Source organism: Amycolatopsis sp. WQ 127309 (genome assembly GCF_023023025.1).
Lineage (GTDB): Bacteria > Actinomycetota > Actinomycetes > Mycobacteriales > Pseudonocardiaceae > Amycolatopsis.
On the sequence record NZ_CP095481.1, the window covers coordinates 1,354,035 to 1,373,816 of the forward strand.

A 19,782-nucleotide genomic window follows, 5' to 3' on the forward strand; every position below is an offset into this window, starting at 1 on the left:
GAGCCACCCCCCATGCAGTACCGCACCCTCGGCCGCACCGGCATCAAGGTCAGCCCGTACGCGCTGGGCACCCTGATGTTCGCGACGTCCATCGGCAACCCCGACCCCGAGGACTCGATCCGCGTCATCCACAAGGCCCTGGACGCGGGCATCAACTTCGTAGACACGGCCGACGCCTACGGCGACGTCGAAGACGTAGTGGGCAAGGCCCTGAAAGGCCGCCGCGACAACGTGGTCCTGGCCACCAAGTTCAGCCGCCCGACGGGCGAAGACCCCAACCACCAGGGCACGTCGAGGCGCTGGATCATGACCGCGGTCGAGACTTCGTTGCGCCGCCTGCAGACGGACCACATAGACCTGTACCAGATCCACCGCCCCGACCCGTCAACGGACATCGAGGAGACGCTCTCGGCCCTGAACGACCTGATCCACAGCGGCAAGGTCCGCGCAATCGGCACGTCGGCGATGCCGGTATCGGACCTCATCGAGGCCCAGTGGACGGCCACGCGCCGCAACTTCGAGCGCTTCCACACGGAGCAGCCCCCGTACTCGATCCTGAGCCGAGGAATCGAACGCGAAGTCCTCCCGACGACGCAACGCCACGGAATGGGCACCCTGGTCTGGGGCCCGTTAGGCCAGGGAATGCTGACAGGCCGAGTCCGCCGAGACGGCGCGAACGACCTCCGCCGAGCGGGCATGCTGAAGCACCTGAACGACTCGCGCCGCATCGACGTCGTGGAGCAGCTGATCCCGCTAGCGGCCTCGGCCGGCCTCCCGCTGACCCACCTGGCGATGGCGTTCGCGATCTCCCACCCCGGAGTGACAAGCGCAATCATCGGCCCGCGAACGATGGCCCACCTGGACGACCTCCTGGCCGGCATGGAGGTCAAGCTGTCGGACGAGGTCTTGGACCGAATCGACGAGATCGTCCCCCCGGGAACGAACGTGAGCGAACTGGACCAGGACTTCGTACCGCGGGCGTTGCAGGAGATCCCTCTCCGCCGCCGCCCGATGAGCGAACGCTCGGCCGCCTGACCACACAGTGCCCCCGACGGGGTTCGAACCCGCACTGGGTCGATTTTAAGTCGACTGCCTCTGCCAGTTGGGCTACGGGGGCACCGCACACTCTAGGCGATCCTCGCCCTCGCAAGCCACGAGGCCGGACGGGGGTGTCCCGGCCGGCCTCGTGTCTACTGTGGACCTAGTGGCTCAGTTCAGCGTCCAGGACTGGTTGGCGCTGCCCGCGCACGTCCAGATCTGCAGCAGGGTGCCGTCCGCGGAGCTGGGGCCCGTGGCGTCCAGGCACTTGCCCGAAGCCGGGTTGACCAGCTGGTTGCCCGTGTGGGTCCACTGCTGGGCGCCCGTTCCGTTGCAGTCGTACAGCTGGACCTTCGCGCCGTTCGCAGTGCTTGCCGCGTTCACGTCCAGGCACTTGCCCAGGGCTCGGAGCGTGCCCGAGGTCGACGTCCACTTCTGGGCCGTCGTGCCGTTGCACGTGTACAGGTCCACCGCCGTGCCGTTGGCCGAGGAGGCGCCCGCTACGTCCACGCACTTGCCGCCGTAGCCGGTGATCGTGCCGCTACCCGCCGGGGGCGGGGTGGTCGTGCCGCCGCCGGTGATGGCGTTGAAGATCCTCGAGTACGCGTAGCCCGTCGCGCGGTCGTAGTCCTGGAGCTCCCAGAACGACAGCTCCGCGACTCCGTTCTGGGCGGCGAACGTCTCCAGCTGCTGCGCGTCGGACTGGCTGAACTGCGCGCCGTCGTCGTTGCGGCCGGCGATCGGGGTCAGGCCCATCATCGCGTAGGCCGCCGACGTCGAGATGCCGTACAGGCTCGCCAGCTGCGACGCGCTGGCGCGGGCCGCGGACAGGGCGTCGCCCAGCACCGGCTGGCCGTCGTAGAAGTCCATCACCATCAGGTTGACGACGCTGACCTTGACGCCCTTGTTCTTGGCGTCGCGCAGCAGGTCCAGCTCGTTGCCCGGGATGCCCGACGGGTCGACGGCCAGCGTGTAGTCGACCTGGACGGCGGAGTTCTGCTGCTGCAGCGCGGCCAGCGCGGAGTTGCGGCGCTGGTTCGAGCCCGTGTCGCCGAGGACGCCGCCCTCGATGTCGAAGTCCAGGCGGTTCGTGCCGTAGCTGTTGACCACGTTCGCGTACGCCGCGGTCAGGCTGGCGGTGTTCGTGCAGGTCTGGGCCAGCTCGCCGCCCTCCGCGCCGCCGAACGACGGGATGACGTTGCCGCCCGCGGCCTGCAGCGCGCTGATCTGGGACTTGAACGAGCCGACGCCGGTGTCGTTCGCTTCCCAGACCGGCGTGCAGCCGGACTGCGGGGTGAGGAACGCGAGCGTGAAGAACTTGGTGCCGGTGGCGCTCATGTCGGCGGCCATCTGGCCGGCGTCGGAGTCGCTGATCTGCAGGTAGGGCGCCGAGTAGTGGGCCGGGAAAGCCGGGCCGGCCGCGGCCGCGGTGCCGGGCACGCCGGCGATGACGGCGACGCTCAGCACGGCGGGCAACGCCGCGACGAGTGCCGCTCGGGTTTTGGAAAAGCGCATGAAAGCTCCTGGGACCGTGGGGACGGGCGGTGCGGAGTCGATCCGACGACCGTCGGCGAGGGGGAGGTTCGCCGACTTATTCTTCGTAGTGAAGAAAGGGATACCCGCTCAACGGCCCAGTTGTCCAGACCATGTCGCTCACCGGCACACAGTCGGTCATTTCCTGGCAACTGCCCCAAAAGGCCCGAATCAGTCGGGTTTGTGGTGCGTTTCCCGCTCCGGCGATACTCCGGCCAGCGCTCGCCGACCAGGTCCCAGATGCGCTGGTATTCGCCGAACTTCGCGCGGATGACCTCGCCGTCGAGTTCTTCCGGGGGCTCGATCGTCGCGAGGACGCCAACAAAAAGAGCCCCTGCCCGCCGAAGCGGACAGGGGCTCTTCCGACCGGAACGTCAGGACTTCGAGACGCGCGCGAACTCGTCCTTCGGGTTGTTGATCTGGCCCAGCGAGATGACCTCACGCCGGAACAGGCCGCCGAGGATCCAGTCGAACAGGATGCGGATCTTGCGGTTCCACGTCGGCATTGCCTTCAGGTGGTACGCGCGGTGGAACAGCCACGCCGGGAAGCCCTTGATCTTCAGGTTCAGCGCGTCGGCGACGCCCTTGTGCAGGCCCAGGCTCGCGACCGCGCCGAGGTTCTTGTGGTAGTAGTCCTTCGGCTGGCCGCCGCGGATCACCTTGATGATGTTCTTCGCCAGCAGCCTCGCCTGGCGGACCGCGTGCTGGGCGTTCGGCGGGCAGGTGGCCGTCGGGTCGTCTTCGGTGCGCGAGAGGTCCGGGATCGCCGCGTTGTCGCCCGCGGTCCAGACCTCCGGGTGACCGACGACCTGCATGGCCGCCGTGGCCTCGAGGCGGCCGCGCTTGTCCAGCGGCAGGTCCGAGTCGGCCAGCACCGGGTTGGCCTTCACGCCCGCGGTCCAGATGAGCGTGTCGGTGTCGAACTCGGTGCCGTCCGAGAGCTCGACGTGGCCGTTCTCGAACGACTTCGCCGCCGTCGACAGGTAGACCTCGATGCCGCGCTTCTCCAGCTGCTCGACCGTGTACACCCCGAGCGTCTCGCGGACCTCGGGCAGGATGCGCCCGGCGGCCTCGACGAGCACCCAGCGGACGTCGGCCTGATCGATGTTCGGGTAGTAGTTCTCCACCGCGAAGCGGGTCATGTCCTCGAGCTCGGCCAGCGCCTCGATGCCGGCGAACCCGCCGCCGACGACGGTGAACGTCAGCAGGCGCTTGCGCAGCTCGGGGTCGAGCGTGCTGGCCGCCTCGTCGAGCTTGGTCATGATGTGGTTGCGGAGGTAGATCGCCTCGCCGATGGTCTTGAAGGCGATGCCCTGCTCGACCAGGCCCGGGATCGGCAGGATGCGGGCGACGGCGCCGAGCGCGACCACGAGGACGTCGTAGCCGAGCTGCTCGATGTGGCCGTCGGCGGCCTCGACCGTCACGGACTTCTTGTCGTTCTCGATCTTGGTGACGCGCGCGGTGAGCACGTGGCAGCGCTTGAGGACGCGGCGCAGCGGCACGACGACGTGGCGGGGCTCGATCGCGCCGGCCGCGGCCTCCGGGAGGAACGGCGCGTAGGTCATGTGGGGCTGCGGGTCAACGACGGTCACGGAGGCCTCGTTGGCCCGGAGCATCTTCTGGAGGCCGAACGCCGTGTAGAGCCCGACGTACCCACCACCGAGGACAAGGATCCGAATCGGTTCCGACTTCGACTTCGCAGCAGCCATGAACTCATAGTCGCACCTTCACACGGACCTTGCGAGGGGACCCCATCTCGCTGTGACCAGCGTCGCTGCACCTTCCGTAACGATTCAGTCCGAGGCCGTCACCGAGGTCGCGGCGCGGAAGACGTCGGCCACCATCGTGTGGGTCAGGAGCCCGGTCTGGACATTGCGCGGCGAGACGTGATAACGGCCGAAAATCCGCAGGTCGCCGAGCTTCAGGACCGTGCCGTGGCCGAACGCCGGACGCGGCGACGGCACCGGCCAGCCCGCCGCGGCGAGCACGGGCAGCAACGCCTGCCAGCCGAACGCGCCGAGCACCACGATCGAGCGCAGTGTCGGACGTAACAGCGTCAGCTCCTCCGCGAGCCACGATCGGCACGTGTCGCGCTCGGCCGGCGTCGGCTTGTTCTCCGGCGGCGCGCAGCGCACCGGCGCGACGAGCCGCGTGCCGTACAGCTCGAGGCCGTCGCCGATCGCCGTCGACGTCGGCTGCGACGCGAGCCCGACCTCGTGCAGCACCCGGAACAGGAAGTCGCCCGACGGGTCGCCGGTGAACATCCGGCCGGTGCGGTTCGCGCCGTGCGCCGACGGCGCCAGCCCGACCACGGCGAGCTTGGCGTCCGGCGGCCCGAAGCCCGGCACCGGCCGCGCCCAGTACTCCTCGCCGCGGAACGCCGCCTTCGTGCCCGCGACGCCTTCGCGCCACTCGACCAGCCGCGGGCAGGCGCGGCACCCGGAGACGGCGGCGTCGAGCTGGGCGAGCGTCCTCATCGCAGCGCCACCCGGGACAGCCGGTCGGCCTGCCGCGTCGTCTCGGGCAGCCGGTAGCGCGGCGCCAGCGCGAGCGTCAGCCGGCACGCGTGGGCCAGGTCGATCCGGTGCCCGGCCGAGACGTACACCGGCTTGACGCCGTCCTGGGTGCGCAGCACCGCGCCGACGACCTCCCCCGCGTCGACCAGCGGCGCCGACGAGCCGCGCGCGTGGTCCGGCTCGTCGTGCGCGCCGACGAACCGCGTCTTGCCGACGCCGAACGCGGGCCGCCCGGTCAGCACGCCCAGGTGACACGCGAGCCCGAAGCGCCGCGGGTGGGCGAGGCCGTGGCCGTCGCAGACCAGGACGTCGGGCTCGTGGTCGAGCCGCTCGAGCGCCGCCAGCAGCGGCGGCAGCTCGCGGAAGGCGAACAGGCCCGGCTCGTACGGGAAGACGGCCTTCGCGCGGACCGTCCGCTCCTCCACCACGGTCAGCCCCGCCGTCTCCAGCGTGACGACCGCGGCGGCGATCCCGTCGGCTTCGTCGTAGGCGACGTCGAGGCCGGTCACCGTCGGCGGCAGCTCCGGGCCGTCGTCGGTGAGGTCGACCTCGCCGCGCAGCCGTTCCTGCACGGCGAGCGCGTCGGCGATCGTCGTCGGCCAGTCCTCGGTGTGCACCAAGTCACCCTGTCACAGTGATCCGGCTAAGTTGGGGTCCATGGCGGACACGACCCCCGAAGAGGCTCCCGAGAAGACGACTCCGGAGATCAAGGAGCTCCCGGCCGAGCCGGCCGACGACATCGTCACGACCCAGCACACACTCACCGTGAAGCGGAAGACGCTGTCCTACACGGCGAAGGCCGGGCGGATCGTCCTCCGCAAGGAGGTCGTGAAGGACGGCAAGTCCGAAGGGCTCAAGGCGAAGGCCGAGGTCTTCATCACCTCCTACACCCTCGACGACGCCGAACCCGGGTCGCGGCCGGTCACGTTCGCCTTCAACGGCGGACCCGGCTCGTCGAGCATCTGGCTGCACATGGGGCTGCTCGGGCCGCGGCGCGTGCTCTCCGGCGACGTCGACAACCCGGAGCCGCCGCCGTACGGGCTGGCCGACAACCCCGAGACGCTGCTGGTGCACAGCGACCTGGTCTTCATCGACCCGGTGTCGACGGGCTACTCGCGCGCGGCCGAGGGCGGCGAGACGAAGGACTTCCACGGTTTCAAGGGCGACATCGAGTCGGTCGGCGAGGTGATCCGGCTCTGGGTGTCGCGCCACGAGCGCTGGCTGTCGCCGAAGTTCCTGGCCGGCGAGTCGTACGGCACGCTGCGCGCCGCCGGGCTGGCCGCGCACCTGCAGGACCGCCACGGGCTCTACCTCAACGGCCTGCTGCTCATCTCGTCGGTGCTCGACCTCGGCACGCTGCAGTTCAGCGAGGGCAACGACCTGCCGTACTCGCTGTACGTGCCGACGTACGCGGCGATCGCGCACTACCACGGCCTGCACGGCGAGCGCCCGCTCGACGACGTCCTCGCCGACGCCGAGGACTTCGCGGCGAAGGACCTGCCGTGGGCGCTGGCGCGCGGCGCCCGGCTGTCCACACAGGACAGGGCCGACGCCGTGGCCACGCTGGCGTCGCTGACCGGGCTCACCGAGTCCTATGTGGACCGGGTCAACCTGCGGATCGAGCACGTGCGGTTCTTCACCGAGCTGCTGCGCGACCGCGGCCTCACGGTCGGCCGGATGGACGGCCGGTTCACGACGTGGGAGCCGGACGGCGGCCGCGAGCACATGAGCGACGACCCGTCGATCTCCCGGGTGATCGGCGCGTACTCGGCGGCGTTCAACCACTACGTGCGGGCCGAGCTGGGCTACGAGAACGACCTGCCGTACGAGATCATCCACGAGGACACGTTCAAGGCGTGGTCGTACAAGGAGTTCGAGGGCCGCTCGATCTCGGTGGTCGACTCGGTGAGCGCGGCGATGCGCGCGAACCCGCACCTGAAGGTCCACGTCGCGTTCGGCCACTACGACGGCGCGACGGCGTACTTCGCGGCCGAGCACGTCCTGGCGCACCTGCAGATCCCGGAGGAACTGCGCGACAACATCGACACGGCGTACTACCCGGCGGGGCACATGATGTACGTCCACGAGCCGACCCGGGTGCAGCAGGCCAAGGACCTCGGGAAGTTCGTCAAGAAGGCGTCGAACCGCTAGCGCTGCCCGGTGGCGTCCGGTCCGGTTCGAGCCGGGCTGGACGCCACTCGGCGTCGGTCATCGGTTCATCGTGCCGGTGGTGACCAGTCGACGGGCGTGCCCGGATCCGGGACCGGCGGCGTGCCGTAGTCGCCCGGTGGCAGCCTCCGGTACCGGCGCACATGCCGGATGATGGCGATCACCTGCAGGAGCACCACCGCCGCGGCGTAGCCGGCCAGCCAGGACGCGAATCCCGGCGGCAGCCTGTCCTCCAGCAGGTCCACCACCAGCGGGACGACCACCAGGATCGGCGTCACGACGTAGACCTGGTCGGCGCGCAACGCCCGGGCGACGGCGAGGGATTCGGCGGTTTCGGCGAAGAGCGGACGGCGGAGGGTGCCGATCAGGACCCAGCCGGTGCACAGCGCGCTCAAGATCAGCAGGCCCAGCCAGCTCGCCGCGTACGTGCGGGCCGTCGCGTACATCGCGACGGCGAGCGCGATCCCGCCGCCGAACGCGACCACGAGGGACACCAGGAACCAGCCGCCGACGACCTGCCACCACAGTTCCGCCGGCTTCCACGACGGGCCCCACGCGCGCAGGGCCCGGTCGTTGCGGCGGAAGCCGTCCCACATCGAGAGCTGCATCCCGAAGTAGAGGAAGTAGATCGGGACGCTCTCGGTCATGCCGCGACCGAACAACAGCGAATAAGCCACCCCGGCGGAACTGGCGACCACGATGTAGAGGAAGTAGCGCCACCAGCGCGACGGCTGCCTGGTGGCGATCAGCGCGGTCAGCACCGGCGCCGGCCGGCCGACGCGCTGACCGTGGCCCGCCAGCCACCTCAGCGCGGCCGACTCCGTCGCCGCGGTCACCTCGATCATCGGGCCTCCTGCGGGGGTGACCAGTCGACGGGGACGTCCAGGTCCGGCAGCGGCGTGCCGTAGTGGCCCGGCGGCAGCGTCCGGGAGCGGCGCAGGTGCCGGACGTAGCCGACCACCTGCAGGACCAGCACCAGCGCGACGTAGCCGGCCAGCCACGGCGTGAACGACGGCGGCTGGTGGTTCCCCAGGAGCGGGTCCATCACCAGCGGCAGGACCGCCATCAGCGGTGACGCCGCGTAGATCGCCTCGACCCGGAGGGCCCGGGCGACGGCCAGCGATTCGGCGCCGTCGGCGATGAGCGGGCGGCGCAGCACGCTGACCAGGACCCAGCCACTGACGAGCGCGCTCAACGCGAGCAGCCCCAGCCAGCTCACGGCGTACGTCCGGGCGGGCGTCGTCGCGTACATCGTGACGGCGAGCGCGATCCCACCGCCGAACGCGACCGCGACGGACGCGAGGAACCAGCCGCCGAGGACCGGCCACCACGGTTCCGCCGGCTTCGTCGACGGGACGTACTCACGGAGTTCCCGTGAGCGGAGGTGACCGCTGTCCCGGGCGGCGAGCTGGAGCGCGAAGTAGATGAAGTAGACGGGATAGCTCTCGGTCATCCCCGGGCCGAAGAGCCGCGTGTACCCCAGCCCGCCGACGAAGACGAGCAGCACGTAGCCGACGTAGCGCGGGAACCAGCGGCCGTTGAAGGCCTGCCTCGTCGCGATCAACGCGGTCAGCACCGGCGTCGGCCGCTCGACCCGCTGCCCGCGCTTGGCCAGCCAGCGCCGGGCCGCTTCCTGCTCCGCGGCGGTCACCATGATCATCGGACCGCCACCTCGTAGATCCCTGCCGGCAGCGACCGGCGCCGGTACTGCCGGTAGCGGCCGACGAGCAGGGTCGCGAAGGCGAGGACGACGTAGCCGACGAGCCACGGCGTGAACTCGTGCGGCTGCCGGCCCGACGTCAGGGGGTCGAAGAGCACCGGGAGCGCGAACAACGCGGGCAAGGTGATGTACGGGTCCTCGGCCCGCACGACGGCGTCGATCACCAGCGACGTCTCGTCCTCGGCGAGGACCGGCCGCCGGACCACGCCGGTGAGGACCACCGCCACCACGAGCGCGCCGAGCGCGAGCATCCCGAGCCAGCCCACCGCCCAGACCCACGCGGACGTCGTCACGCACATCGCGACGGCCAGGAGCGCGCCGCCGCCGAAGGTGATCAGCACCGAGGCGAGGTACCAGCCGTCGAGCGCCTCCCGCCACGACGGCCGGGGCACGTCGAGCCGTCGATCGCCCAGCAAGGGGGCGGCCCGCCGGTCCGCCCAGCGCACCGGGAGCCAGACGAGCACCACCACACCGGCGTAGGCCGCGAAGAACACGCCACCCATGGGCGTGTGGAGCCAGAGCGCCAGGAACTGCAGGACGCCACCGGCGAGCACGACCACCGCCAGCACCAGGAAGCACCACGCCCAGTACCCCGGCGGCCGCGCGGCCCGGCGCGCACCCAGCCGCAACGCGAGCAACGGCGTCGGCCGCGCCACCTCGACGCCGCGTTTGGCCAGCCACAAACCGGCCGCTTCGACCTCGGCCTTCGTCGGTTCGTACACGTCTCCCCCTCGCCTCGGGGAGTACACGCACGAACCGGTCAAAAGGTTGACGCGAAAACGGCCCGCCTCCCGAAGGGAAGCGGGCCGTTCGCGTGCGAGCTACTTCAGGTACTGCGACCCGTGGGTCACCGCCGCGTAGGCGTCTACGGCGCCGTGGCCGTAGAAGCCGTTGAACGACGCGTCACCCGTGCAGGTGGCCGTGAACGTGGCGTCGCGGCCTTCGTCCAGGTAGTCGACCGTGCGCGGGACCGGGCAGGCGATCTTCGACGCCGTGCCCTCGAGGACGCGCTGGACCTTGTCCGGGTCCAGGCCGAAACCGGCGCCGGACTTCTTGCCGTACTGCGAGACGATCAGCGCCGCGACGCCCGCCGCGTGCGGCGTCGCCATCGACGTGCCCTGCAGCCACTGGTAGTAGCCGACGCGGCCGTCCGTGGCCGTGGCCTTCTGGACGCCCAGTGCGACACCGGCCGGCGTCACGTTGCCCGCCTCGTCGATGTTGCCTTCGGCGAGGGCGACGTTCTTCGGGTACGTCGAGAGGATCTCGTTCTCGACCGTGCGGAACCACGGCGTGCCGAAACCGTCGCGGAAGTAGCCGCCCGGTGCGGAAACCGAGATCTGCTCGGTGCCGTAGTTCGAGTAGTCCGCCTTCGCCTGCGACGGGCCGAACGCGCCGACGCCGATCGTGTGGTTGCCCTCGACCGGCAGGTTGAGGCAGCTGGCGTTGTCGACCTGACGCGGGTGCGTGGTGTTCGCCGGGTAGTCCGGGCTGGTGGTGTCCGGCTGCGGCGCGCCGAGGTCGGTGTGCTGGTTGCCCAGCGCGACCACCATCGTGACGCCCTTGCGGTGCGCGTAGTTCAGCGCGCGCTGCGTCGCCTCGATGATCGTGCGCTGCTCGGCCTGCTCCGCGGCCGAGTCGGCCGGGTTCGCGGTGCAGTTGTACAGCCACGGGTCGGTGTAGAAGCTCATGTTGACCACGTCGATGCCGGCGTCGCCGGCGTAGGTCAGCGCGTCGACGGTCGGCTGCAGGAAGAAGTAGCCCGAGTCCTGGCCGGCGCGGATGTTCACCAGCGTCACGTTCGGCGCGACACCGGAGACGCCGAAGCCGTTGGCCGCGGCGGCGATCGTGCCGGCGACGTGCGTGCCGTGGGCACCGTCGTCGTGGTTCACCGGGTCGACGCAGCCGCGGAACTCGCACGGGCCGTCGACCTCGACGCCGTTGACGTCGAACGGGATGTCCTTGACGAAGTTGCGCGAGTCGGCCGCGTCGAAGTTCGGCGCGATGTCCGGGTGCGTGCCGTCGATGCCGGTGTCGATGATGCCGACCTTGACCTGCTTGCTGCCCGGTTGCTTGGTGCGGGAAAGGTCCGATCGGACGGACTTGAGGCCCCAGAGCTGGTCGTCCAGCGGGTCCAGTCCGACGGCCTTCTTCGCGGCGGCGTTCCCCTTGGCCGTGCCGCGGCCTTCCTTCTCGACGTTGTTGTTCTTGGCCTTCTTGCCGTCCTTCGGCACCGAGCCGATGACCTGCGCCTTGGCCGCGCCGAACACGGACCGGTTCGCCGAGACGCGCTCGGTGAAGCCGGTCGCCGGGGCGCTGGCCTTGATCAGGCCGACCGCGCTGTTGGTCTCCAGCACCGTGCCACCCGCGTCGCGGATCGCCTTCTGCGCGCTCGCGACACTCTGGACGTCCTTGGCGAGCACGGTGAACTCGGTCGCCGGGCCGGCCAGCGCGGGCTGCGCGGACGCCACCGGGACCGCCACCGCGGTGAGCGCCCCGAACAGCGGGACGGCCAGCGCCGCGGCGAGAAGCCTGGGTCTCTTCACGTTTCTCCTCCTCGGAAAGCGGTTCCCTCCGGACCGTATAGATCGGACAATGGGGTTACAACGGCCAAACGTACGTTATGGAACAACGGACTTCTGCTCGGCGAAGTGACATGCTGACAAGTGCCCGTCGGTCCGCGGCACCAGCTCCGGCACCTCCGTGGCGCAGATGTCCTGCGCCTTCCAGCACCGCGTGCGGAACCGGCAGCCGGACGGCGGATCCAGCGGGCTCGGCACGTCGCCGGTCAGCCGGATGACCTGCCGCTGCCCGCGCAGCGCCGGGTCCGCCACCGGCACCGCGGACAGCAGCGCCTGGGTGTACGGGTGGGACGGTCGCTCGTAGATCTCCTCGTCGGTGCCGATCTCGACGACCTTGCCGAGGTACATCACCGCGACCCGGTTGGACAGGTGCCGCACCACCGAAAGGTCGTGCGCGATGAAGACGTACGACAGCCCGAACTCGCCCTGCAGGTCGCCGAGCAGGTTCATCACCTGCGCCTGGATCGAGACGTCCAACGCGGACACCGGCTCGTCGCAGATGATCACCTTGGGCCGCAACGCCAGCGCCCGCGCGATCCCGATGCGCTGGCGCTGCCCGCCGGAGAACTGGTGCGGGTAGCGGTTGAGGTGCTCGGGGTTGAGCCCGACCACCTCCAGCAGCTCCTGCACCTTCTTCGCCCGCGAGCCCTTCGGCGCGACGTCGGTGTGGATCTCGAACGGCTCGCCGACGATGTCGCCGACGGTCATCCGCGGGTTCAGCGACGTGTACGGGTCCTGCAGCACGATCTGGATCTCGCGCCGCAGCTTGCGCAGTTCGTTGCCGCGCATCGAAAAGATGTCGCGGCCTTCGAACTTCGCGGTGCCGCCCGTCGGTTCCTCCAGGCGCATCAGCACCTGGGCCAGCGTCGACTTGCCGCAGCCGGACTCGCCGACGACGCCGAGCGTCTCGCCGGGCAGCAGGTCGAACGAGACGCCGTCGACCGCCTTGACCTGGCCGACCGTGCGCTTGAACAGGACGCCGGTGCGGACGGGGAAGTACTTCTTGAGGTCTGTGACCGAAAGAATGGGCTCAGGCACGGGAGTTCACCACCTCTTCGGCGAAGTGGCACGCGCTGGTCCGGCCGAAGCCGATCCCGCGGGGCGCCGGGACTTCCGAGGAACAGCGGTCCTCGGCCCGCTTGCAGCGCGGGTGGAACGGGCAGCCGGGCGGGACGTCGAGCAGGCTCGGCGGCAGGCCCTTGATGGTCTCCAGCGTCTGTCCCTTGAGGTCGAGCCGGGGCAGGGAGTCCATCAGCGCGGCGGTGTAGGGGTGGGCCGGCGCGCGGAACAGCTCGACGACGTCGGCCTGCTCGACGATCCGGCCCGCGTACATCACCGCGATCCGGTCCGCGACCTCGGCGACCACGCCCAGGTCGTGGGTGATGAGCACCAGCCCCATCTTGCGTTCGGCCTGGATCTCCCCCAGCAGGTCCATGATCTGGGCCTGCACGGTGACGTCGAGCGCGGTGGTCGGCTCGTCGGCGATGAGCAGGTCCGGGTCCAGGGCCAGCGACATCGCGATCATCGCGCGCTGGCGCATCCCGCCGGAGAACTGGTGCGGGTAGTCCTTGAGCCGCCGGTCGGCGGCCGGGATGCGGACGACGTCCAGCAGCTCGATCGCGCGCTTGCGGGCGTCCTTGCGGGACATCCCGAGCCGCACCCGCAGCTGCTCCTCGATCTGGAACCCCACGGTGAACACCGGGTTCAGCGCGGAGAGCGCGTCCTGGAAGATCATCGCGATCTCGCTGCCGCGCACCTCCCGGCGGCGGTCCTCGGACGCCGTCAGCAGGTCCTCGCCGCGCCAGCGCACGGCGCCGCCGGTGATCACGCCGGGCGGCGTGTCGAGGATGCCCATCACGGTCTGCGCTGTGACGCTCTTGCCGGAGCCGGACTCGCCGAGCACCGCCAGGGTCTCCCCGGCGTGCACCGAGTAGCCGACGCCGTTGAGCACGTTCGCCACGCCGTCCGAGGTGCGGAACTCGACGTGCAGATCCTCTACTTCGAGCAGGAGTTCGTTGTCGGACAAGGGGATCTACCTCGACTTCGGATCGAGCGCGTCGCGGATGCCGTCGCCCAGCATCACGAAGGCCAGCACGGTCAGGGTGACGAAGGCACCGGGGAACAGCAGCATGTGCGGGTCACTGCGGAAGTAGTCCCGCGAGTCGCTGATCATCACGCCCCACGAGATCACCGGCGCGCGCACGCCGATGCCCAGGTAGGCCAGGGTCGCCTCGGCGCCGATGAACGCGCCGAGCGCGATGGTCGCGTACACCAGCACCGGCGCGATCGTGTTCGGCAGCAGGTGCCGGAAGATGATCCGCGGCGTGCTCGCGCCGAGGCCGCGCGCGGCCTTGACGTAGTCGAGCTGCTTGGCCACCAGCGTCGCCGACCGCATGATGCGCATCGCGACCGGCCAGCTCAGCACGGCGATCGAGCACACCACCTGGACGATGATCGTGACCGCGCCCGGGCTCGTGCCGGGCGCGTTGAACGTCGTCAGGATGACGATCGCGCCGAGCACGAACGGCAGGCCGGCGAAGATGTCGCCGAAGCGCGACAGCAGGCTGTCGACGAACCGGCCGTAGTACCCGGCGACGATGCCGACGAGCGAGCCGAAGAGCACGGTCAGCAGCGTCGAGAACACCCCGACCAGCAGCGACGCGCGGGTCCCGTAGATCACCCTGGCGTAGACGTCGGCGCCCTGGTTGTCGTAGCCGAACCAGGCGGCCCCGGACGGGCCTTCGTTGGCGTGGGTCAGGTCGCTGAAGCCCGCGTCGCGCGAGCTGAACAGGCCGGGCGCGATCGCGATCGCCACGATGACCAGGATGATCACCGCCGAGACGACGACCGCCGGCTTGCGCCGCAGCTGGCGCCAGGCGTCGGCCGCCAGGCTGCGGGGTTTCTGCGGGCTGGTCGCGGAGTCGTCGATGCGGGACAGCTCGGCCGCGTCGGCCCCGCCGCCGCCCACCAGGTTCGGGTCAGTCATAGCGGATCCTCGGGTCGAGAACGGCGTAGAGCAGGTCGACGATCAGGCTCATCAGCAGGTACACCAGCACCAGCAGGACGACCACGCCGACGACGGTGGCGCTCTCCCGGTTCTGGATGCCGCGGAAGATGAGGCCGCCGAGGCCGTTGATGTTGAACACGCCTTCGGTGACGATCGCGCCGCCCATCAACGCGCCGAGGTCGGTGCCGAGGAACGTCAGCACCGGGATCACCGAGTTGCGCAGCAGGTGGACGCCGACGACGCGGCTGGTGGGCTGGCCCTTCGCGATCGCCGTCCGGACGTAGTCGGCGCGGCGGTTCTCGGCGATGCTCGTTCTCGACAGCCGGGCGACGTAGGCCATGGACAGGCTGCCCAGCGCGATGCCGGGCACGATCAGCTCGCCGATGCTGGGGTTGTCGGACACGCTGGCCTCGATCAGGCCGAGGCCGTTGGTGCCCAGGGCCAGCTGCAGCACGATCGCCGTGACGAACACCGGCAGCGAGATCAGGAACGTGGTCGAGACCAGCACCAGGTTGTCGAGGAAACCCTTGCCGCGCAAGCCGGTCAGCACGCCGGCGGTGAGGCCGATGACGGCCTCGATGACCACCGCGACCACGGCCAGGCGCAGCGTGATCGGGTACGACGTCGCGATCAGCTCGCCGACCGAGGTGCCGTTGAAGGTCTCGCCCCAGTCGCCGGTGAACAGGCTCCCGAGGTACTTGAAGTACTGGACGAAGATGTTGTCGGCCAGGTGGAACTTCTCGGTCATCTGCGCGATGTAGGCCTGGGGGCAGGCGGTCTGCCCGCACTTGCCGGCGAACGGGTCGCCGGGCACGGCCCAGACCAGGACGTAGATCAGGAACGTGGTGCCGAAGAAGACCGGGATCAGCTGGAGCAGCCGTCGCAGGACATAGCGGATCATGACGGATTCCTAGTGCGCGCCGGCCGTCGTGAGTGGTAATTCGGGTTGGAACCCTCATTACCACTCACGACGCCGTGTGGTGGTTACGGCAGGTCAGCGCGTCACTTCTTCAGGACCTCGATGGACGGGTAGTCCGGCATGCGCCGGAAGTCCAGGCCCGCGGACTTGAGGTTCTTCGACTTCGCCGCGACGCCCTTCTCGTCCCACACCGGGATCGAGGGCAGGTCCTTCGCGATCAGGTCCTCGGCCTGCTGGTACAGCTTGACCGCGGCGTCCTTGTCGGCCGTGGCGTCCGCCTGGGCGAGGACCGAGTCGACCTGCGGGTTCGAGTACGACGAGTCGTTCGAGGAGCCACCGGTCTTGTAGATCGGGTTGAGGAAGTCCTCGATGGACGGGTAGTCCGCCGACCAGTCCGACCGGCCCATGCCCGTCAGCTTCTTGCCGGTCACGATGCTGCGCCACTGGCCGAAGTCGGTGGCCGGCACGAAGTCGCACTCGACTCCGAGGGTGTTCTTGATGCTGTTGCACGCCGCGGTCAGCGGTTCCTTGCGGCCACCGTCCGCGTTGGAGGCGATCGTCAGCTTGCCCTTGAAGCCGGACTTCGCGAAGGCTTCCTTCGCCGCGGCCGGGTCGAACTTGCAGAACTGGCAGACGCCGGCGCGCGCACCCGGGATGCCCTGGGCGATGTAGCTGTCCGCGGGCACGTAGGTGTCGTTCATGACGGTCTTGGTGATCTGGGCCCGGTCGATCGCCATCGAGACCGCCTTGCGCAGCTCCAGGTTGTCGTAACCCGGGACGTAGTACGGCAGCGCGATGGTGCTGATCCCGAGCAGGTGGCCGGTGACCAGGCGGTCGCCCAGGTCGGCCTTGTACTTGCCGCCCGCGACGGCCGACGGCGGCAGCGCCTCCATGAAGTCGAGCCGGCCGCTCAGCAGGTCCTGGTAGGCCGTCTCCTGGCTGGCGTAGATCTTGATGTTCAGGTCCTTGAAGTGGACCTTGTCGTCACCCTTGTAGTCGTCGTTGCGGGTGAGCTTGATGTCCTGGTTCGGCGTCCGCGAGACGAACTTCATCGGGCCGTTGCCGACCGGGTGCTGCTCGAAGCCCTTGGGGTCCTTGAAGAACACGTCGGGCAGCGGCGCGAACGCCTGGTAGCCGACCTTGATCGAGAACACCGAGAACGGCCCGTCCAGCGTCACCTGGAACTCGTAGTCGCCCTTGAGGACCAGGCCGGACATCTTGTCCGTGGCCGGCTTGGCGTTCTTGTCCTCGGGGTGGACGTCCTTGTAGCCCTGGATGTTCGAGAAGAAGTCGGTGTTGAGCTGCCCGTTCGGGGCGTAGGCGCCGTAGTTCCAGGCGTCGACGAAGTTGTGCGCCTTCACCTCGGTGCCGTCGTGGAACTTCCAGCCCTGCTTGATCTTGATGTCGTAGACCTTGGAGTCGGTCGTCGTGATCGAGTCGGCCATCAGGTTGAACGGCTGTGCGTCCGCTCCCTTGAAGCCGACCAGCGTGGCGAACATGACCTGGATGGCCTTGGTGCCGCCGAGGTCGTTGATGTTGGTCGGGACCAGCGCGTTCTGCGGTTCCGTGCCGTAGACGCTGACCGTGCCGTCCGGGTCCGTCCCGCCCGAGCCCGTGGAGTCGCCTGAGCTACCACCGCCACAGGCGGCGAGCACCAGTGCCAGCGTGGTCACCACCGCGGAACTTCCCCAGAGCCTGCGCGAACGACGCATGATCCCCTCCACAATCCGGCTGTCCGAAAGATGGGACGCACGCTATCGGGGGCGGCGAAGGTGATCACAGGAGTGCGGTGTTGCAAATGTGTGACGACCGTCAGGACCACCTGGTTGGAGCACAACCAACGTAGGAAACCGGATACGCCGGACGGAGTAGTCCGGACGCCTTGTCATCGCGCGCTCACCCAGGGTGGGTCGCGAAACCCGTTGTGGCACAAGCCCTTTCGGGCCCGCGAACGGGCGGCGGAGGCCTGGCCACCGCCGCGCGCGCGTCATGTCGAAGTGACCGACCGTGACCGGTCTAGACGAGCGAAAGCGCGATGCCGTCGAGGATGTCGTGCTCGCTGATGATCAGCTCCGTCGGGCCGCCGCGGGCCGCGAGCTGCGCGGCGAGGGTCTGGACCACCACGGCGCCACCGCCGATCACGTCGACCCGGCCGGGGTGGATCACCGGGTTCGCCGCGCGGGTGGCGTGGTCGGCGTGCAGCAGGCCCGAGGCGAGCCGGTCGATGTCCGCGGCGTCCAGCTTGGACAGGTGGACGCGCTCGCTGTCGTACTCCGCGAGGCCGAGCGCGATGGCCGAGAGCGTCGTCACCGTGCCGGCGACGCCGACCCAGGTCTTCGCGCGCGAGACGTCGACGACGTCGAACGCCTCGGCCAGCACCTTCCCGGCGAGCTCGCGGGCAGCGGCGATCTCCGCGGCGGTCGGCGGGTCGCTCTTGAGGGCGCGCTCGGTGATCCGGACGCACCCGATGTCGACGGACTTCGCGGCGAGCACCTCGGCCTTGCGGCCGTCCCAGGTGCCGAGGACGAGTTCGGTCGAGCCGCCGCCGACGTCGACCACGACGAACGGGCCGTCGTCCGGATCCTGCTCCCCGACGGCGCCGGTGAAGCTGAGCCGGGCTTCCTCGTCGCCGCTGATCACCTCGGCCTCGACGCCGAGGGTCTCGCGCGTCATGCGGAAGAAGTCGTCGCGGTTCTTCGCGTCGCGGGTCGCGGAGGTGGCGACCATGCGCACCTTCTCGGCGCCCTTGCGGCGGGCCGCGATCGTGTAGTCGGCGAGCGCGACGCGGGTGCGTTCGAGCGCTTCGGGCGCGAGCTCACCGGTGGCGTCGACGCCTTGGCCGAGCCGGACGATCCGCATCTCGCGGTGCAGGTCGCGCAGGTCCACCGTGCCGTCGTGGCGCGGGGTCAGCTCGGCGACGAGCAGGCGGATGGAGTTGGTCCCACAGTCGATCGCGGCAACACGAGGCATGGGATCCACCCTAGCCAACCCGTCACTTTCGTCGTGAAAGTGTCACTCGCGGGGCCGTTTACGCATCTTTCCTAGGGAAAGTGACGCCTTCGCCTCAGCTGGTGGGTGCCAGTGTCGTCGTGGTCGTGGTGGTCGACGTGCTGACCGAGGTGACGACCGCGCCGCAGCTCGGGGTCGGCGTCGTGGTCGGACCGCCGGGCGTGGTGCTGGGGTCCGCCGGCGTCGTCGTCGGGGACGGGACCGTGGTGACGCTGATCTCCGTCGTCGTGGTCGGCGTGGTCGTCGGCGGGGCGCACGGCTTCGACGTCGTCGGCGGCGCGGTCGAGGTGCCGCCCGGCGTGGTCGTCGTCGGCGGGGCGGCCGGGGTCGTCGTCGGGACCGGCGGGGGCGGGATCGACGGCGGCGGGGGCCCGGACGCCGCGTTGGGCGCGCCGATCGGGATCGTGCTGTCCGGGATCTGCATGATGCCGCTGCGGTACGCGTCGGCCCAGAGGACGACCGTGTTCACGTACGTGTCGGAGTTGTTGTAGCGGTAGATCGCGCCGCGCAGCTGGTCCGGGTTGCCCAGGTCGAAGCCGCCCGAGCAGAGGTAGCGGCCGGTGGCCAGGGCCGCGTCGAAGATGTTGTTGGGGTCGGACTTGCCGTCGCCGTTGCCGTCGGAGGCGTACCCGCGCCAGGTCCCCGGGATGAACTGGGTCGGGCCGACCGCGCGGTCCCACACCGGGTCCGTGTCGAGCAGGCCCTGGTCGGTGTCCGGGATCGCGGCGAACCCGCCCTGGCCGTTGAGCTCCGGGCCGAGGATCGGCTCGCGCGTGGTGCCGGCGGCGTCGACGTACCCGCCGCGGGCGTGGTTGGACTCGATGCGGCCGATGCTGGCGACCAGCGCCCAGTCGATGTGGCACGCGGGCTGCTCACGGCCGAGGATGTCGGCAGCGTTGTGGTAGGCGGCGAGCGCGGTGGCCGGGATGCCGAGGGGGCCGTCGGGCAGCTCGTAGGCCGGCAGCGGCAGCGGGATGGGCGCGCCGGGGAGGGTGCCGTCGACGGCGATCTGCTGGATGGCGGCGCGGCCGGGGTCGTAGCCCTGGGCGAGCGCGGCGTCGCGGGGGTGGTCACCGCTGCCGCCGAGCCAGCCGAGGACGCCACCGCCGGCGACCAGGGCCGGGATCACCGCGAGGACGCCGAGGACGATCGGGTACGCGCTGCGGTGGCGGATCCCGAATCTTCGGGTGTAGCTCCCGACTGCGTCAGGCAGTCGCCGCACACGCATAACTCGAAACCCTCCTGGCCGGAACCCCTCGGGTGACAGCCTGCCGTACCCGGGGCACGGTTTC

The 19,782-nt window shown here is 69.9% G+C and carries 17 protein-coding genes and 1 tRNA gene; 2 read left to right on the forward strand and 16 right to left on the reverse strand.

The genetic code is table 11. The features are described 5' to 3' along the window. Positions 1 to 12 precede the first annotated feature (12 nt). A complete protein-coding gene (locus MUY22_RS05750; RefSeq protein WP_247057826.1) occupies positions 13 to 1,035 on the forward strand; it encodes an aldo/keto reductase in 1,023 nt (340 codons plus the stop codon). 8 nt (positions 1,036 to 1,043) lie between these two features. Here the strand turns inward: MUY22_RS05750 and MUY22_RS05755 are convergent. The 5 genes from MUY22_RS05755 to MUY22_RS05775 form a co-directional block, all read right to left on the reverse strand. Then, positions 1,044 to 1,117, reverse strand: a tRNA-Leu gene (locus tag MUY22_RS05755). A gap of 92 nt (positions 1,118 to 1,209) precedes the next feature. Further along, complete coding sequence (locus MUY22_RS05760; protein ID WP_247057828.1) at positions 1,210 to 2,553, reverse strand: ricin-type beta-trefoil lectin domain protein; 1,344 nt, start codon at positions 2,551 to 2,553, stop codon at positions 1,210 to 1,212. 392 nt (positions 2,554 to 2,945) lie between these two features. Further along, complete coding sequence (locus MUY22_RS05765) at positions 2,946 to 4,280, reverse strand: NAD(P)/FAD-dependent oxidoreductase (protein ID WP_247057830.1); 1,335 nt, start codon at positions 4,278 to 4,280, stop codon at positions 2,946 to 2,948. A gap of 84 nt (positions 4,281 to 4,364) precedes the next feature. After that, on the reverse strand, positions 4,365 to 5,048 hold the full coding sequence (locus tag MUY22_RS05770) for a uracil-DNA glycosylase (protein ID WP_247057831.1): 684 nt from the start codon (positions 5,046 to 5,048) through the stop codon (positions 4,365 to 4,367). Beyond that, positions 5,045 to 5,704: an endonuclease V gene (locus tag MUY22_RS05775; RefSeq protein WP_247057832.1), complete on the reverse strand. Its 660-nt coding sequence runs from the start codon at positions 5,702 to 5,704 to the stop codon at positions 5,045 to 5,047. Before MUY22_RS05775 ends, MUY22_RS05770 begins: the two co-directional genes overlap by 4 nt. A gap of 40 nt (positions 5,705 to 5,744) precedes the next feature. Here MUY22_RS05775 and MUY22_RS05780 point away from each other — a divergent pair, with 40 nt between their 5' ends. Next, the gene (locus MUY22_RS05780) at positions 5,745 to 7,238 is read left to right on the forward strand and encodes a S10 family peptidase (protein WP_247057834.1); all 1,494 of its coding nucleotides are present in this window, start codon (positions 5,745 to 5,747) and stop codon (positions 7,236 to 7,238) included. A gap of 65 nt (positions 7,239 to 7,303) precedes the next feature. Here the strand turns inward: MUY22_RS05780 and MUY22_RS05785 are convergent, their stop codons facing one another. From MUY22_RS05785 to MUY22_RS05835, 11 genes are all read right to left on the reverse strand, one after another. Next, entirely contained in the window at positions 7,304 to 8,101 is a 798-nt protein-coding gene (locus MUY22_RS05785) for a hypothetical protein (protein ID WP_247057836.1), read from the reverse strand. Continuing rightward, positions 8,098 to 8,916 (reverse strand): hypothetical protein, encoded by an 819-nt coding sequence (locus tag MUY22_RS05790; RefSeq protein ID WP_247057838.1) that lies wholly within the window; start codon positions 8,914 to 8,916, stop codon positions 8,098 to 8,100. The genes MUY22_RS05785 and MUY22_RS05790 overlap by 4 nt, the downstream gene beginning before the upstream one ends. After that, complete coding sequence (locus MUY22_RS05795; RefSeq protein ID WP_247057840.1) at positions 8,913 to 9,698, reverse strand: hypothetical protein; 786 nt, start codon at positions 9,696 to 9,698, stop codon at positions 8,913 to 8,915. The genes MUY22_RS05790 and MUY22_RS05795 overlap by 4 nt, the downstream gene beginning before the upstream one ends. Positions 9,699 to 9,797: 99 nt before the next feature. Beyond that, positions 9,798 to 11,519, reverse strand: a complete 1,722-nt coding sequence (locus MUY22_RS05800; RefSeq protein ID WP_247057842.1) for a S8 family serine peptidase — start codon at positions 11,517 to 11,519, stop codon at positions 9,798 to 9,800. Positions 11,520 to 11,594: 75 nt separating this feature from the next. Beyond that, on the reverse strand, positions 11,595 to 12,593 hold the full coding sequence (locus MUY22_RS05805) for an ABC transporter ATP-binding protein (protein WP_247057844.1): 999 nt from the start codon (positions 12,591 to 12,593) through the stop codon (positions 11,595 to 11,597). Beyond that, positions 12,586 to 13,581, reverse strand: a complete 996-nt coding sequence (locus MUY22_RS05810; RefSeq protein ID WP_247057846.1) for an ABC transporter ATP-binding protein — start codon at positions 13,579 to 13,581, stop codon at positions 12,586 to 12,588. The genes MUY22_RS05805 and MUY22_RS05810 overlap by 8 nt, the downstream gene beginning before the upstream one ends. A gap of 6 nt (positions 13,582 to 13,587) precedes the next feature. Continuing rightward, entirely contained in the window at positions 13,588 to 14,541 is a 954-nt protein-coding gene (locus MUY22_RS05815) for an ABC transporter permease (protein WP_247057848.1), read from the reverse strand. Next, positions 14,534 to 15,463 carry an ABC transporter permease gene (locus MUY22_RS05820; protein WP_247057850.1) on the reverse strand — a complete coding sequence of 310 codons (930 nt, stop codon included), beginning with the start codon at positions 15,461 to 15,463 and terminating at the stop codon, positions 14,534 to 14,536. The genes MUY22_RS05815 and MUY22_RS05820 overlap by 8 nt, the downstream gene beginning before the upstream one ends. 101 nt (positions 15,464 to 15,564) lie before the next feature. Then, complete coding sequence (locus MUY22_RS05825; protein WP_247057852.1) at positions 15,565 to 17,193, reverse strand: ABC transporter substrate-binding protein; 1,629 nt, start codon at positions 17,191 to 17,193, stop codon at positions 15,565 to 15,567. A 304-nt stretch (positions 17,194 to 17,497) separates the two neighbouring features. Then, positions 17,498 to 18,451 (reverse strand): Ppx/GppA phosphatase family protein, encoded by a 954-nt coding sequence (locus MUY22_RS05830; protein WP_247057854.1) that lies wholly within the window; start codon positions 18,449 to 18,451, stop codon positions 17,498 to 17,500. 94 nt (positions 18,452 to 18,545) lie between these two features. Then, positions 18,546 to 19,718: a lytic transglycosylase domain-containing protein gene (locus tag MUY22_RS05835; protein WP_247057855.1), complete on the reverse strand. Its 1,173-nt coding sequence runs from the start codon at positions 19,716 to 19,718 to the stop codon at positions 18,546 to 18,548. Between the last annotated feature and the right edge of the window lie 64 nt (positions 19,719 to 19,782).

Coding starts and splice junctions, on each gene's coding strand:
- MUY22_RS05765 (WP_247057830.1), bottom strand. CDS start 4,280: ATGGCTGCTGCGAAGTCGAAGTCGGAACCGATTCGGATCCTTGTCCTC.
- MUY22_RS05835 (WP_247057855.1), bottom strand. CDS start 19,718: ATGCGTGTGCGGCGACTGCCTGACGCAGTCGGGAGCTACACCCGAAGA.
- MUY22_RS05790 (WP_247057838.1), bottom strand. CDS start 8,916: ATGATCATGGTGACCGCCGCGGAGCAGGAAGCGGCCCGGCGCTGGCTG.
- MUY22_RS05785 (WP_247057836.1), bottom strand. CDS start 8,101: ATGATCGAGGTGACCGCGGCGACGGAGTCGGCCGCGCTGAGGTGGCTG.
- MUY22_RS05815 (WP_247057848.1), bottom strand. CDS start 14,541: ATGACTGACCCGAACCTGGTGGGCGGCGGCGGGGCCGACGCGGCCGAG.
- MUY22_RS05760 (WP_247057828.1), bottom strand. CDS start 2,553: ATGCGCTTTTCCAAAACCCGAGCGGCACTCGTCGCGGCGTTGCCCGCC.
- MUY22_RS05750 (WP_247057826.1), top strand. CDS start 13: ATGCAGTACCGCACCCTCGGCCGCACCGGCATCAAGGTCAGCCCGTAC.
- MUY22_RS05825 (WP_247057852.1), bottom strand. CDS start 17,193: ATGCGTCGTTCGCGCAGGCTCTGGGGAAGTTCCGCGGTGGTGACCACG.
- MUY22_RS05780 (WP_247057834.1), top strand. CDS start 5,745: ATGGCGGACACGACCCCCGAAGAGGCTCCCGAGAAGACGACTCCGGAG.
- MUY22_RS05770 (WP_247057831.1), bottom strand. CDS start 5,048: ATGAGGACGCTCGCCCAGCTCGACGCCGCCGTCTCCGGGTGCCGCGCC.
- MUY22_RS05830 (WP_247057854.1), bottom strand. CDS start 18,451: ATGCCTCGTGTTGCCGCGATCGACTGTGGGACCAACTCCATCCGCCTG.
- MUY22_RS05820 (WP_247057850.1), bottom strand. CDS start 15,463: ATGATCCGCTATGTCCTGCGACGGCTGCTCCAGCTGATCCCGGTCTTC.